The sequence below is a fragment of the Sandaracinus amylolyticus genome (assembly GCF_021631985.1).
GTDB classification, from domain to species: domain Bacteria; phylum Myxococcota_A; class Polyangia; order Polyangiales; family Sandaracinaceae; genus Sandaracinus; species Sandaracinus amylolyticus_A.
Map to the genome: position 1 here is coordinate 977393 of NZ_CP070225.1, position 14916 is coordinate 992308.

The window sequence follows — 14916 nt, forward strand, 5'->3', positions numbered from 1 at the left end:
CGAGGAGATGGCCGATCTCATCTGGGCCTTTTCCTCCGAGTCCCAACGAGAGCAATACCGAGAGTCGAAGCGAGCCCACATAGCTCATATGTGCAGCATACGAGGGTATGAGACGGTTCTCAGCTATGCTGACTACATGGAGCACGACGAGATCTCGATGGCTCTGACCCGCTGGTGAACCAAAGACATCGGGCACCTGACCGTAGGCCAGACGCCCCCACGGGTGGCCATGACCGGTGACTAGGGTCCCTTCTTCTTCGGAACCGTGTTGGGATCCTTCGCATCGAGCTTCGCCATGCGCTCAGCGTGGGAGCCAGGGCGGATGTAGAAGTGATCCACGAGCCCTGCGATCAGTTCCAGACACCACTCAGCTTCTTCCCTGGTCGCATCAACGACCTGACCCGCAGTGTCCAGCTTGAGGTGAGCAGCCAGGTTCCCGATCCTGCGGATCGCATGCAGGAGAGAATCACCCAGGTACGAGGGGAGCTGCTTCGACGCCTCTTCGATCTCGCCGTAGAGATCCTTCGCCTTGATCTGCTTGTCGTGCAGGATCGCCTGCATCACTCGACGCGAGAGAGCAGCACTGGCCTTCGTGCTCACGTCCAGCGTCATGTGAGCCTCGGCAATATCCTCCGCGATGTGCTTGGGCACGTACTTGGAGACCTCAGGCACTGCGCGGAATCGAGGCCACAGCAACTCCGCGCCACTGTAGGCGACTTCGAACCCCGTCGCAGCAATGCCGGAGTTGGTGAGCGTGGCAGAGGTGGGCCTGCCGAACGTTCGATGCACGTACTTGATGACAGTGCGCTTGCAAGACGGACAACGACCTACCCACAACGCTCGCCTCGCCTGGTCGTCAGCGACAGGAATCTCGCCGTCGACCTGATGCGCGCTCTGTGGATCACGCACCGCGGTCTTGAACGTCACGCTACGCAAGCAGTGCGGGCACTCTCCGTCACTATCAACGAGACCACGCATCGACCACGCTCGCTCTCATTCAGGCCGGCACCCTCACCGACCGGGCCGAATCACCTCTGCGTCGCCAGTAGCTGGAGCGCAAGAGGGACAAGAGCTGGATCACCCATAGGGGTGACTAGTAGCCACGAGCACGAAGCCAGCGCTTGGGCAGCCTGGAGAGCGGAATCAGGCGCCCCGTTTGACCTCCGGATCCGCGCGCAAACAACTCCCAGCGCGTCCCCACTTCGATCCCCACTTCGGCCCCACGTACTGCACCGGGATGCAACGAGTGGGGACGGTCAGAGTAGGGGAAGTCTCGGAAAAACAATGGGGTTGAGGTCGGTTGGACATCCTCGGGCAGTAGCGCCATTCTCGCGCCGATGTCCGCCGTTGCAGTCTCGTCCGAGCCTTCGATCCCCACCGTCGATCTCGCCGATCTCGCGTCCACCGCCGACCCTGCAGCGCGCGCGCGTGCCGTCGCCGCGCTGCGCGAGGCCTTCGGCGTGTACGGCCTCGTCTACGTGAAGGGCCACGGCGTGGGCGACGTCGGACCGCTCTACGACCGCTTCGATGCGTTCACGTCGCGCAGCCTCGAGGAGAAGCAGCGCTTCAATCGCAGCGACCTCTGGTACCAGCGCGGATGGACGCCGCCCGACACCGAGAAGGCGGTCGTCGCGAGTGGTCAGCCGGACTTCAAGGAGTGCTGGTTCTCGGCGCCCGAGCCGCTGCCCGCGGAGATGAAGGCGCAGTATCCCGAGATCTTCGCCGACAACGTGTGGCCCGGCGACGAGCAGCTCGAGGCGCGTGCGATGCGCGCCGGCCACGAGCTGCACCTCGCGGGGCTCGCGCTGCTGCGCGGATGTGCGCTCGCGCTCGGCCTGCCCGAGGACGCGTTCGCGTCGCGCTGCGAGGGCGGCGCGCACGTGTTCCGCCTGCTGCGCTATCTGCCGCTCACCGCGGCGCAGACGAAGCAGAAGATCCTCTGGGGCGAGGAGCACACCGACTTCAACCTGCTCACGCTGCTGCCCGGCGGTCGCTTCCACGATCCGAGCGGCAAGGTCGCGCCCGCGCCCGACGCGGGCAGCGGGCTCTACCTGCGCACCCGCCCGACCGCAGAGCATCCCGACGGCCAGCTCGTGCGCGGCACCGCGCCCGCGGGCTGCATCGTCGCGCAGGTCGGACAGCAGCTCGAGATCCTCAGCGGCGGAACGTTCCTCGCGACGCCGCACGTCATCACCGCGCCGCACACGCCGGGCTGGTCGCGCTTCAGCGCCGCGCACTTCGTGCACCTCAACGCGCACGAGATCGTCTTCCCGCTCCCCGAGCTGCGCACGCCCGAGTCGGTGCGCGCGTACGCGCCGCCGGTGCTCGCGGGCACGTACTCGATCAAGACGTTGGTCGACATCGGGCTCGCGCCGAAGAGCGCGCTCGACAAGCTCGGCTATCGCCACTACGAGCGGCTCGCGACGATCCGCGCGCGAGAGACCGCGAGCTGATCGTGCTCGGAGAGGAAACGCGGAGCGGTCGGCCGCACCTCTTCGGGATGCGTCCCACGGATCTCGCTGCGTTCCTGCGGGAGCGTGGCGTGGCGTGCACCGACGCCGAGGCACGGCGCGTCCAGGCCCACGTCATCTCGCACAGCCGCGGCGACCTCGCGACGATCGCGCGCCCGGTGCCCAAGCGCATGCGCGAGGCGATCGATGCGATGCTCGATCGTGCGCCGCTCGAGCTCGTCGATCGCGTGCGCGACGACGACGACGGGTTCGTGAAGTACCTCTTCCGCCATCCCGATGGCGCGCTGACCGAGGCGGTGCGCATCCCGCTGCACCAGCCGGGTCGCTTCACGCTCTGTCTCTCGTCGCAGGTCGGCTGCGCGATGCGCTGCGTGTTCTGCGCGACCGGCAAGCTCGGCCTCACCCGCAACCTGCGCGCGTGGGAGATGGTCGCCGCGTTCTGCGCCGTGCGCGACGATCTCGCGCGCGAGCGACCCGACGCGCGCATCAGCGGCGCGGTCTTCATGGGCCAGGGCGAGCCCTTCCACAACTACGACGAGGTCATCCGCGCCGCGCAGGTGCTGAGCGATCCGTGCGGAGGCCGCATCACGCAGGAGGCGATCACGATCTCGACGGTCGGGCTCGTGCCCCAGATCCTGCGTTATGCGCGCGAGGGGCACACGTTCCGGCTCATCGTGTCGCTGACCAGCGCGATCCCCGAGAAGCGCGTGCGACTGCTGCCGGTCGCGGGACGCTTCGCGATGGAGGAGCTCGTCGCCGCGCTGCGCGAGGTGCACGCGGCGATCGGCAAGCGCGTGACCGTCGCGTGGGTGCTGATGGGCGGCGTGAACCACGGCGACGACGAGATCGAAGCGCTGCGCACCCGCTTCGCGGATCTGCCGCTCCGCGTGAACCTCATCGATCTGAATCGGTGGGCCGAGGACGAAGACGGCATGCGCCGCGCGACCGACGACGAGCGCCACGAGCTCGTCGCGAAGCTGCACGCGATGGGCATCGCGACGCAGCGTCGCTACTCGGGCGGTCGCAACAAGCACGCGGCGTGCGGGATGCTCGCGGCGCAGCACGCGGAGTCGATGCCGCAGCCGCCGCCCGAAGCGCCGTTCTACGGCGAGTCGTGATCGCGGAACGGTCCCCACGCGATCACGCGATCGCGTGCGATTCGTGAGTGGGGCACCCGAAGCGGTGTAGTACGGTCGTGCAGCGGGCCCGATCAGGCACGAGGAGCACGAGCATGCCGCTTTCGAGACGCAGCCCCCGGGGGGCGCTCGCCGCCGGGATCGTCGCTGCGCTGGTGTGCCTCGCGCCGAGCGCCACGCGCGCGCAGGCCACGCTGATCGAGGAGCCGATGAGCTGGGCCGGGGCCCCGAGCCAGCTCACCGACGGCCCTGGCGGCTTCGTCGTGCTCTCGGGCGACGGACAGCGTCTCGCGCGTCACGTCTATCGCGGCATCGAGAGCGGCGTCGTGATCTTCCGACGAGAGGCCGGCACGTGGGTGTACGAGGACGTGATCTACCCCGCGGACACCGATGCTTCGGTCAACTCGAGCTTCGGCGAGGTGATGCACTTCTCGCACGACGGCAGCGTCCTCTTCGTCGTGGCGCCGAACCCATACCGCCGACTCGGCGCCACCGAGCCCACGTATGCCGCGATCTTCCGGCGCGCCGGCCGCGACTGGGTCTTCGAGAGCACGCTCACGGCGCTCGTCATGCCCACGCCGAGCCTGGCCCAGCTCACCGGCGGCTTCTCCGCCGACGGCCGCCGCGCGGTGGTCAACATGGGATCGCTCGTGACCTTCGACTACGTCGGCGGCGCGTGGACGATCGCCGTCGAGAGCCCGAATGACGGCGGGTACCCGCTCGCGCTCTCCGGCGACGGCAACCGCGTCTTCCTCGGGACCCGGATGGGCGTGCGCGCGTACACCTGGAGCGGCGCCGGGTGGAGGTTCGACGCGACGTTCGCGGTGCCGGCGAGCCCGGCGTACCCACTCGCGCTCGTCGCGGATCGAGCTGGGTCGCGGGTCGCCGTCACCGGCGGCGAGTCTCCGGCTCCGACGCGGATCCACGAGCAAGAGGGCGGCGCCTGGATCGTGATCGCCGATCGCGAGTCGCCGCTCCCGTTCCGCGGGATGGACCTGTCCGACGATGGCTCGACCCTCTTGTACGGCGGGCGGTACGGCGGCACCGGCGGCGTGCCGGTCTCCAACAGCGCTCCGGTCTACGTTCACGAGACCCACGACGGCTGGTCCGACGTCGGAACGTTCACGTACCACGACGCGCCCAGCGGGCTCACGCTGCCCGTCACCGGCGTCGTGTCCGTCTCGGTCAGCGCGGATGGCGTCGTGCTCGCGATGATCGGGGGCACGACGCACGTGTACCGCGACGAGCGCGCGCTCGGGGCCCGCTGCAATCGCGCCCCGGAGTGCGGGAGCGGGTACTGCGCTCGGAGCATCACGGGCGTCGGGTACTGCTGCGACGTGTCCTGCGAAGGCGAGTGCGCGGACTGCCGGAGCGGGCACTGCGAGCCACACGCTGCGCCCGACGTCTGCCGAGCGAGCCGCGGCGCGTGCGACGCGGCCGAGACGTGCGCGGGGTCGCTCGCCTGCCCGCCCGACGCGCCGGCGCCCGCGGGCACGACCTGCCGCGCCGCGGCCGGGGCGTGCGACCTCGCCGAGGTGTGCGACGGAAGCGCGATCGAGTGCCCGGAGGACGTGCTCGTTCGCTCGGGGACGGAGTGCCGCGCCGTGTCCGGCGTCTGCGACGCCGCCGAGCAGTGCAGCGGGAGCGCGCCCGAGTGCCCCGCCGACGCCGCGCGCGCCGACGGATCGAGCTGCTCCGATCCGGGCCGCTGCGATGGCGAGTCGCGATGTGCCGGCGGCCTGTGCATCGCCGGCACCCCGCTCGAGTGCGACGACGGCGACGCGTGCACTGCGGACGTCTGCGCCGCGAGCGGTGCGTGCGAGAGCGCCCCGATCGCCGGCTGCTGCAACACCGACGACGAGTGCGACGACGGAGACGCGTGCACGCGCGACACGTGCGGCGCGCATCGCTGCGATCACCGCGACACGTGTCTCGACGCGGGCGGCGTGCGCCCGGACGGCGGGAGCCGCCCCGATGCGAGCGCGCCCGTCGACAGCGGGCGGCCGCGAGACGGCGGCGCGAGCGGGGCAGCGGACGCGAGGGTCGACGCGGACACCCTTCCGCCGCGGACCGAGGGGGCCTGCGCGTGCCGCGCCGGCGTCGCGGCGCCGCCGAGCGCGGGCGCGCTTCTCCTGGTCGTCGCGCTCGGTGCCTTCGGCGCACGCCGACGTCGTGTCGCGCGCTGACGACCGTTCGCGACGACTCGTGATCTCGCGTTGAACGGTCGTCCGACGCGCGGGCACGGACTCGCGAGATGTCGACGCTTCCGTTCCGCGAGCGCTCGCTCGCGATCGCGCCGCTCGTGCTCGCGCTGACGTACGCGATCACCGGCGAGGCCCCACCGCCCGCACGCGCGACGAACCCGTTCGCCGAGAGCCGGCTCGACGCGAGCGATCGCTACGAGCTCGCGGGCGACGTCGTGTCGCGCCTCGACGCGGGCTCGTACGTCTACTTCGAGATCCGCGACGCGCGCGGCGCGCACCACTGGGTCGCGACGCTCGCGGTGACCGCGCCCGATCACGCGCACCACGTCGCCGCGTCGATCCTCGGTCGCGCTCGCGACTTCCACTCCGCGCGCCTCGATCGGCAGTTCGAGACGCTCCTCTTCGGCTTCGTGACCCAGGAAGGACCTCATGCACCGTAGGACATCCGCGATCCTCATCCTCGCCGCGATCCTCCTCTTCCCCGCGTGCGACACCGGCTCGCCCGCCGACGCGTCGAGCGCCGACGACGCCGGCGCCTGCTCGCCCGGCGTGCTCGAGGCCGATCTCGAGAGCGCGTTCGGGCTCGTCGGTCCGGGCGTGGATCCCGAGACCGGCGCGCTCGCTCCGCCCGGGCCCGAGGGCTACATCGTGAGCTCGACGTACGGCCAGGCGCAGCCCACGCCCGCGGCGCAGGCGCGCTTCGGCGAGCTGATCGGGGACATCGTGCCCGAGCTGATGAACAACCCGGGCGTCGTCGCGTTCGAGCTCCGCAGCTCGGCCTCGTGCGGCAGCGGGCGGACGCTCGCGATCTGGCGCGACGCCGCGTCGATGTACGCATTCGTCGCGAGCACGCCGCACACGACCGCGATGGCGGAGGCCGACCAGGTGACCATGCCGGGGTTCCGCACGACCCATTGGATGGCCCACGACCTCGCGGAGACGAGCTGGAGCGCGGCCGCCGAGCACGTCGCCGCCGACGCGGACTGAGCTCCGCATGGGCCCTCCGCCCGCGAGCGCTCCAGCTGGGCTGAACGCGCGGCTCCGTGGTGGGAACCACGACGGGCACGGGTTGCGGCGGCAAGTATCCTCCGCGCGGTGACCGTCCCGCCCACCTCGCCGGGCACGCCCGATCCATCGCCGGTGCCGACGCCGATCACGCCCGGCGTGCTCGCGGTGGCGCAGCGCGCGGTCTCGAACGAAGAGCTCGCGACGAACCACAAGCGCCTCGTCACGGCGTACGGGATCGCGACGGTGCTCGTGCCCGCGTTCGCGCTCACCGACTTCGCGCGCGAGTGGGCGTGGCCGCATCACACCGCGCTCGCGACCGCGCTGGTGATCCGCTCCATCGCGATGGGGATCATCGGCGGCGCGTGGCTCCGCCTCCGGATGGCGCGCGCGCTGAGCGAGCGCGAGCTCGACTTCTGGGTGAACGCGCTCACGCCGTTCCTCGCGGTGGTGATCGCGCTGCTCAGCCTCTGCATCAGCGGAGTCGACAGCCCGTACACCGACGCGGTCAACCTCGTCGCGACGGGGTACGCGTTCGTGCCGCGGCGCTGGACCAAGGTCGTCGGGAGCGCGGTCACCGCGGTGATCGCGTTCCCGTCGACGTTCCTCGTCGCCGCGCTGTTCTGGGATCGCGCGCGCGCCGAGCTCTCCGAGCCCGCGTTCGCGATGGATCTCGTGATCGAGACCGCGATCTTCGCGGCGACGGTCGCGGTGCTCGCGTATGCGGCGCACCTGCTCTGGGCGCTGCGCCGCGAGGTGTTCGCCGCGCGCAGCATCGGTCGCTACCGCGTGCAGAAGCGGCTCGGTCGCGGCGGGATGGGCGAGGTGTGGTCGGCGTTCGACGAGACGCTCAAGCGCAACGTCGCACTGAAGGTGCTGCGCCTCGATCACGCGGACGCCGTCGCGCTCGCGCGCTTCGAGCGCGAGGTGCGCGCGACGATCGAGCTGACGCATCCGAACACGGTGCGCGTGCTCGACGTCGGCGTGACCGACGACGGCATCAGCTATTACGCGATGGAGCTGCTCGAGGGCGAGCCGCTCGGCGCGCTGCTGCGACGCGAAAAGCCGCTCCCGCCGGCGCGCGCGATCCACTTCGCGCTCCAGGCCGCGCGGGCCCTCGCCGAGGCGCACGCGCGCGGCATCGTGCATCGCGACGTGAAGCCCGAGAACCTCTACGTCACGCGCGCCGGCGACGAGCCCGACTTCCTCAAGGTGCTCGACTTCGGCATCGCGCGCCTCGATCGCGCCGAGCACACGCAGCTCACGCAGACCGGCATGGTCGCGGGCACGCCGCAGTACCTCGCGCCCGAGGTGATCGAGGGCGGCGACGCGACGCCCGCGGCCGACGTCTACGCGCTCGGCGTGGTGCTCTACGAGATGCTCGCCGGCACCCCGCCGTACGGGCGCGTCGAGGGCCCCGCGCTCCTGATCGCGCACCTCACGACCGAGGCCGCGCCCCCGAGCGCGCACGCGCCGGTCGGCTCCTCGATCGATCGCATCGTGATGCGCTGTCTACGCAAGCGCCCGAGCGAGCGCTTCGCGAGCGCGCGCGAGCTCGCCGACGCGCTGATCGAGCTCGGGCTCGCGGAGACGTGGCGCCCGAGCAGCGCCCCGCCTCCGCAGCCGACGATGCTCCACGACGCGAGCCCCGACGGAGAGACGCAGATCGCGAGCCCGAAGGCGGCGCGCGGCGGGTAGGGCGGCGGCCGACCGTCCCTTCGGGCAGGAATTCCACGCGGCGCCGCGTCCCGTGCTAACGGAGGGCCCAGCATGTTCCGCGGGCGCGTCCGGTCCATCCACTTCGTCGGCATCGGCGGCATCGGCATGAGCGGCATCGCCGAGGTCCTCCTCGCGAGCGGCTTCGGCGTCACCGGCTCGGACGCGCGCGAGAGCGACGTGACCAAGCGCCTCGAGGAGCTCGGCGCGCGCATCGCGTTCGGACACCGCGCGGAGAACGTCGGCGACGCCGACGTCGTCGTCTTCTCGTCGGCGGTCCCGCGCTCGAACCCCGAGCTCGTCGAGGCGCGCGCCCGCGCGATCCCGGTCATCCCGCGCGCCGAGATGCTCGCCGAGCTGATGCGCCTGAAGGACGGCATCGCGATCGCGGGCTCGCACGGCAAGACGACGACGACCTCGCTCGTCGCGACCGTGCTGCGCGACGCCGGTCTCGATCCCACCGTCGTGATCGGCGGCAAGCTCAACGCGCTCGGCAGCAACGCGGCGCGCGGCACCGGTGATCTGCTGGTCGCGGAGGCCGACGAGTCCGACGGCTCGTTCCTCCACCTCACGCCGGTCGTCGCGGTCATCACCAACATCGACGCCGAGCACCTCGATCACTACGGCAGCCACGACAAGGTGAAGGACGCGTTCGCGACCTTCGCGAACCGCGTTCCGTTCTACGGGCTCGTCGTCGCGTGCCTCGATCACCCGCACGTGCAGGACATCCTCCCGCGCATCGAGAAGCGCGTGGCGACCTACGGGCTCGCGGCGCAGGCGGACTACCGCGCGCGCCGTCCCGTCGTCGAAGGGCTCTCGACGCGGTTCGAGCTGGTGCGTCGGGGCGTGAGCGCGGGCGAGTTCACGGTGCGCATGCCCGGCATCCACAACGTGCTCAACGCGCTCGCGGTGATCGCGGTGTGCGACGAGCTCGGCGTGCCCGAGTCGGTCACGCGTAGCGCGCTCGCGAGCTTCGGCGGCGTGCAGCGCCGGTTCACCATCATCGGCGAGGTCGATCAGATCACCGTGGTCGACGACTACGGTCATCACCCGGCCGAGGTGCAGGCCACGCTCGAGGCCGCGTCGCGCGCGTACGGCCGTCGCGTCGTCGTCGCGTTCCAGCCGCATCGCTACACGCGCACCGTGCACTGCTTCGACGAGCTCACGCGCGCGTTCAACCGCGCCGACGTGCTGCTGCTCGCCGACGTCTATGCCGCGGGCGAGGCGCCGATCGAAGGCGCGACGTCGGATCGTCTGGCGCAGGCGATCCGCGCCCACGGCCATCGCGACGTCACGTGGGTCGGCCCGCGCACCGAGGTCGCGAAGGCGCTCGCGTCGCGCATCGAGCCGGGCGACATCGTGATCACGCTCGGCGCGGGTGACATCACGCGCGTCGGGCCCGAGCTCGTCTCGATGCTGCAGGCGCGCGGCGCGGGAGCGAGCGGATGAAGATCGCGCAGCGTCGCGACGATCGCGAGGCGCATCGCTCCGTCGACGGGCAGAGCGACGCGCGCGAGAAGAGCGGCGCGCGGCGGATCGCGCGTCCAGCCGCTCCGGCGCCGAGCACACCGCGCAACCGCCGCACCGCTCCACGCGAGGGCACGACGTCGAGCCCGTCGCTGCCCGCGCCGGCCGCGCCGCGCGTCTCGATGAAGCAGCGCTTCACCGGGCTCCGCACGAAGCTCGGCGCGCGCCTCGAGCGCTTGCGCAAACCGGCGACGATCCTGTTCCGCATCATCGTCGTCGCGCTCGCGATCGTCGCTGCGGTCGCGCTGTTCCGCGTGGTCGAGCAGCACGTGCGCACCTCGCCCGCGTTCGCGACGAGCGAGATCGAGCTCGAGGGCGCGTCGCGTCTCACGCGCGCCGACGTCGAAGCCGCCGCGGGCATCGCGGTGGGTCGCAACGTGTTCGAGCGCTCTCCCGACGAAGCGCGCGCCGCGCTCCTCGCGCATCCGTGGATCGCCGAGGCCGAGGTGCGCCGCCGTCTTCCCGGCCGGTGGTCGATCGCGATCCGCGAGCGCAGCGCGGCCGCGATCCTGATGCTCGAGGAAGCGTGGCTCGTCGACGCCGAGGGTGCAGTGTTCAAGCGCGCCGAGGCGGGCGATCCGATCGACCTCCCGGTGATCACCGGCATCGAGCGCGAGCGCTTCACGACCGATCGCGCGTTCCGCACGCGCGTCCTGCTCGGCATCGTCGCGCTGCTCTCCGACTGGCGCGCCGCGGGCCTGTGGCGTCGCGAGCCGATCGGCGAGATCCACGTCGAGCCCGACGACGCGCTCACCCTGCGCATCGGCGACGACGCGACCGAAGTGAGGCTCGGCCACGGCCCGTACCGCGCGAAGCTCGATCGCCTGCGCCGCGTGCTCGACGAGCTCGGCCAGAGGCAGGCGAGGCCGGCGTACGTGTACCTGGACAACGTGCGGAGGCCGGACCGCGTGACCGTTCGCGTTCGCTGAGGGACGCGAACGACCGCGCACGCGCAGGTGGCACGTGGACGAGCACGCGGGACGCGCACGTGCACGAGCACGGTCGTCCTGAGGAGGCCGTCGCGATCGACACGCGTGCGCGTGCACCTGCTCGTCCCGCTTGCTCGTCCTCGTGCTCGTGCGCGTGCTCGGCAGTTTCTTCGATGCAGTTTTTTTGTCGCCGCGATCTCACCCGTGTAGACGTCGCTACATCGGAGCGATCATGGCGAGCAACCACGGCACCGAGAACGAGATCATCGCCGGGCTGGACCTCGGGACGACGAAGGTCTGTGCGATCGTCGCCGAGGTCACCGACGACGGCCTCGACATCATCGGCGTCGGCTCGGTCCCCTCGCGCGGCCTGCGCCGCGGCGTCGTGGTGAACATCGAGACGACCGTGCAGGCGATCCGCGGCGCGATCGAGCAGGCCGAGACGATGGCCGGCGTCGAGATCCGCTCGGTCTACGCCGGCATCGCGGGCTCGCACGTGCGCGGGATGAACAAGGACGGCGTCGCCGCGATCGCGAACCGCGAGGTCACCGCCGACGACGTCGCGCGCGTGCTCGACCAGGCACGCGCGATCCCGCTGACCAGCGACCGCCAGGTCATCCACGTGCTCCCGCAGGAGTACATCGTCGACGAGCAGGACTGCATCAAGGAGCCGATCGGCATGAGCGGCGTCCGCCTCCAGGCGCACGTCCACCTCGTGACCGCCGCGACGACCAGCGTGCAGAACATCATCAAGTGCGCCGAGCGCTGCGATCTGCACGTCGCCGAGGTCGTGCTCGAGCCGCTCGCGAGCGCGCACGCGGTGCTGCAGGACGACGAGAAGGAGCTCGGCGTCGCGCTCGTCGACATCGGCGGCGGCACCACCGACATCGTCGTCTACGTGAACGGCGCGGTCGTGCACACGAGCGTGATCCCGATCGGCGGGACCAGCTTCACGAACGACATCGCGACCTGCCTCCGCACCCCGATCGCCGAGGCCGAGCGCGTGAAGATCAAGTACGGCTGCGCGAGCCCGGTGATGGTCGACCCCGAGGCGACGATCGAAGTGCCGAGCGTCGGTGGTCGCGCCCCGCGCGTCATGCCGCGCCAGCAGCTCTGCCAGATCATCGAGCCGCGCGTCGAGGAGCTCTTCCAGGCCGTCGCGTACACGATCGATCAGGGCAACTATCGTGATCTCCTGGGCGCGGGCGTCGTCGTCACCGGCGGCACCACGATGCTCGACGGGATGCCCGAGCTCGCCGAGCAGATCCTCGGCCTTCCGGTGCGTCGCGGCGCGCCGACCGGCGTCGGCGGCCTGATGGACGTGGTGAAGAGCCCCGCCTACGCGACCGGCGTGGGCCTCGTGAAGTACGGTGCGGAGAAGCTGCGCAGCAGCGTGGCGACGAGCGCGCACCGGCACGCGATGGACCGCTCCATCGTGGTGCCCGCCGGACCGACGTGGGGCGCGCGCCTCGGCGCGTGGTTCCGCGAGGTGTTCTGAGTCCGGCAATACCAACATCGACATCGACTGACCAGTACCGGCAGTGCTGGGCAGTCTGGAGACAAGCTCGCTTCCCGCGGAGGGCGAACCCGGGGAGAGGGCCAGAGAGAAAAAGGGCACGGGAGGCAACATGGGATTCCACATCGAGTTCGCGGACGACGCGGAGATGCAGGCCCGGATCAAGGTCGTCGGCGTCGGTGGTGGCGGCGGAAACGCGCTCCAGACGATGATCCAGAGCGGGCTCGAGGGCGTCGAGTTCATCGCGGCGAACACCGACACGCAGGCGCTCGAGCAGAGCCTCGCGCCGTCGAAGGTGCAGCTCGGCTCGGCGCTCACGCGCGGCCTCGGCGCGGGCGCGAACCCCGACGTCGGCAAGAAAGCGGCGCTCGAGGAGATGGAGCGCATCCAGGAGGCGCTCGCGGGCGCCGACATGGTCTTCGTCACCGCCGGCATGGGCGGCGGCACCGGCACCGGCGCGGCGCCGATCATCGCGCAGATCGCGCGCGACCTCGGCATCCTCACCGTCGGCGTCGTGACGCGTCCCTTCCTCTTCGAGGGCAAGCGCCGGATGAAGAACGCGGAGCAGGGCATCCGCGAGCTCGCCGCGTCGGTCGACACGATCATCACGATCCCGAACCAGAAGCTGATGAACCTCGACGACGACCTGTCGATCCTCGAGGCCTTCAAGCGCGCCGACGACGTGCTCGTCCAGGCGGTGCGCGGCATCAGCGATCTCATCACGGTCAGCGGCGTCATCAACGTCGACTTCGCCGACGTGAAGACGATCATGAGCGGCCAGGGCCGCGCGCTGATGGGCACCGGCTACGGCCGCGGCGAGCGCCGCGCGCTCGACGCGGTGGAGATGGCGATCAACTCGCCGCTGCTCGACGACATCTCGATCGACGGCGCGATGGGGATCCTCCTCAACTTCACCGCGGGCCCCGACGTTCGCCTCAAGGAGATCAACGAGGCCGCGTCGCTGGTGCAGCAGGCGGCGCACGAGGACGCGAACATCATCTTCGGCCTGCTCACGGACCCCGACATGGGCGACGTGGTGAAGGTCACCGCGATCGCGACGGGCTTCGAGGCCGACAGCTCGGAGATGCAGGAGATCGTCGCGTCGGCGACGGCGGCGCGCACCTCGCGCACCTCGCTGCCGCTCAGCATCCCCGGCCACCGTCCCGCGATGCAGCCGCAGATGGCGCTCAAGGCGCTCGTCCCGCAGCAGCAGCCCGCGCCGGTCGAGGCGCGCGCCGCGCGTCGCAACTCGGCGCCTGCGCCGCGCGTCAGCACCGCGCGCGAGCAGCCCGAGCAGGCGACCCTCCCCGAGCTGCGCGTCTCGGGTCGCGCGTTCGGCCCGGCGGCGCTCGCCGACGAGGCGACGCTCGACATCCCGGCGTACCTGCGCCGCGCGGCCGCGCACCACGACTGATCGCGAGCACACGAACGAAGCGGCGCCCGGCGTGAGCGATCACGCCGGGCGTTTCGCGTTCACGTCGCTTCGAGGACGATCTTGCCCTGCGTGTGGCCGTCGCGGCTCTGCGCGTAGGCCTCGCGCGCTTTCGCGAGCGGGAACCGCGCCGCGATCTCCACGTCGATCGTTCCGTTCTCGACCAGCCGCGCGAGCTCCTCGAGCACCGGGCGCGACGTCTTCGACACGATCCCCACCGCGCGCACCCCGCGCTCCTCCGCGCGTTGCTTCGACGTCGGCGCGAGCCCGACCAGCGAGACGAGCGCACCGCCCGGTCGGATCACGTCGAACGAGCGGCGCTGCGTCTCGCCTCCGATGGTGTCGAGCACGCCGTCGACGTCGCGCGCCACGCTCTCGAAGCGCTGCTGCGAGTAGTCGACGACGTCGTCGGCGCCGAGGCTGCGCAGATACGCCTCGTGGGCCGCGCGCGCCGTGGCGATGACCCTCGCGCCCCTCTGCTTCGCGAGCTGCACCGCGAACGTCCCGACCCCGCCGGCAGCACCGTGGATCAGCACCGTCTGGCCCGGCTGCAGGTCCATCGTGGGCGCGCCCTCGAGATCGAAGAGCGCCTGCCACGCGGTCAGGCCCGCCGTCGGAATCGTCGCCGCCCGCGCGTGGTCGAGCCCCGGGGGCGTCTTCGCGATCTCTTCGGGACGTACGACGACGAGCTCCGCGTCCGCTCCGTCGTGCCTGCCGAACACCCGGTCCTCGACGGCGAAGCCCGCAACGCCTTCCCCGACGCCCGCGACGACACCGGAGAAGTCGTGCCCCGCCACCCGCGGGAGCGAGAGCCCGTAGGCGCCGGCCGCGATCTTCCAGTCGATCGGGTTCACCGAGGCCGCGTGCACACGCACGAGGATCTCTCCTGCGCCGGGCTCGGGGCAGGGCACCTCGTCGTAGCGCAGCACCTCGGGCCCGCCGTACTCGTGGAACCGCACCGCTCTCATCGTCGCCATCAG

General features: G+C 71.2%; 12 protein-coding genes. 10 read left to right on the plus strand and 2 right to left on the minus strand.

What is annotated here, in order from left to right:
• Positions 1-240: 240 nt before the first annotated feature.
• Positions 241-927, minus strand: coding sequence for a DUF4145 domain-containing protein (locus tag I5071_RS04025; protein WP_236604050.1), 687 nt, complete (start codon positions 925-927; stop codon positions 241-243).
• Between the two features lie 410 nt (positions 928-1337).
• Here I5071_RS04025 and I5071_RS04030 point away from each other — a divergent pair, with 410 nt between their 5' ends.
• The 10 genes from I5071_RS04030 (at position 1338) to ftsZ (ending at position 13918) form a co-directional block, all read left to right on the plus strand.
• On the plus strand, positions 1338-2453 hold the full coding sequence (locus I5071_RS04030; protein ID WP_236604051.1) for an isopenicillin N synthase family dioxygenase: 1116 nt from the start codon (positions 1338-1340) through the stop codon (positions 2451-2453).
• A 47-nt stretch (positions 2454-2500) separates the two neighbouring features.
• Positions 2501-3589 carry a radical SAM protein gene (locus I5071_RS04035; RefSeq protein ID WP_236604052.1) on the plus strand — a complete coding sequence of 363 codons (1089 nt, stop codon included), beginning with the start codon at positions 2501-2503 and terminating at the stop codon, positions 3587-3589.
• A gap of 113 nt (positions 3590-3702) precedes the next feature.
• Positions 3703-5793 (plus strand): MYXO-CTERM sorting domain-containing protein, encoded by a 2091-nt coding sequence (locus tag I5071_RS04040; RefSeq protein WP_236604053.1) that lies wholly within the window; start codon positions 3703-3705, stop codon positions 5791-5793.
• A gap of 68 nt (positions 5794-5861) precedes the next feature.
• Positions 5862-6251, plus strand: a complete 390-nt coding sequence (locus I5071_RS04045) for a hypothetical protein (RefSeq protein ID WP_236604054.1) — start codon at positions 5862-5864, stop codon at positions 6249-6251.
• Positions 6241-6798, plus strand: coding sequence for an antibiotic biosynthesis monooxygenase (locus I5071_RS04050; protein ID WP_236604055.1), 558 nt, complete (start codon positions 6241-6243; stop codon positions 6796-6798). Before I5071_RS04045 ends, I5071_RS04050 begins: the two co-directional genes overlap by 11 nt.
• A gap of 108 nt (positions 6799-6906) precedes the next feature.
• Complete coding sequence (locus I5071_RS04055) at positions 6907-8514, plus strand: serine/threonine-protein kinase (RefSeq protein ID WP_236604056.1); 1608 nt, start codon at positions 6907-6909, stop codon at positions 8512-8514.
• A 72-nt stretch (positions 8515-8586) separates the two neighbouring features.
• Positions 8587-9981 carry a UDP-N-acetylmuramate--L-alanine ligase gene (murC, locus tag I5071_RS04060; RefSeq protein ID WP_236604057.1) on the plus strand — a complete coding sequence of 465 codons (1395 nt, stop codon included), beginning with the start codon at positions 8587-8589 and terminating at the stop codon, positions 9979-9981.
• Positions 9978-10988, plus strand: coding sequence for a cell division protein FtsQ/DivIB (locus I5071_RS04065; protein ID WP_236604058.1), 1011 nt, complete (start codon positions 9978-9980; stop codon positions 10986-10988). Before murC ends, I5071_RS04065 begins: the two co-directional genes overlap by 4 nt.
• A 232-nt stretch (positions 10989-11220) precedes the next feature.
• A complete protein-coding gene (gene ftsA / locus I5071_RS04070; protein WP_236607614.1) occupies positions 11221-12486 on the plus strand; it encodes a cell division protein FtsA in 1266 nt (421 codons plus the stop codon).
• A gap of 43 nt (positions 12487-12529) precedes the next feature.
• A complete protein-coding gene (ftsZ, locus tag I5071_RS04075; RefSeq protein ID WP_329611132.1) occupies positions 12530-13918 on the plus strand; it encodes a cell division protein FtsZ in 1389 nt (462 codons plus the stop codon).
• Positions 13919-13977: 59 nt separating this feature from the next.
• Here the strand turns inward: ftsZ and I5071_RS04080 are convergent, their stop codons facing one another.
• Entirely contained in the window at positions 13978-14913 is a 936-nt protein-coding gene (locus tag I5071_RS04080) for an NADP-dependent oxidoreductase (protein ID WP_236604059.1), read from the minus strand.
• Between the last annotated feature and the right edge of the window lie 3 nt (positions 14914-14916).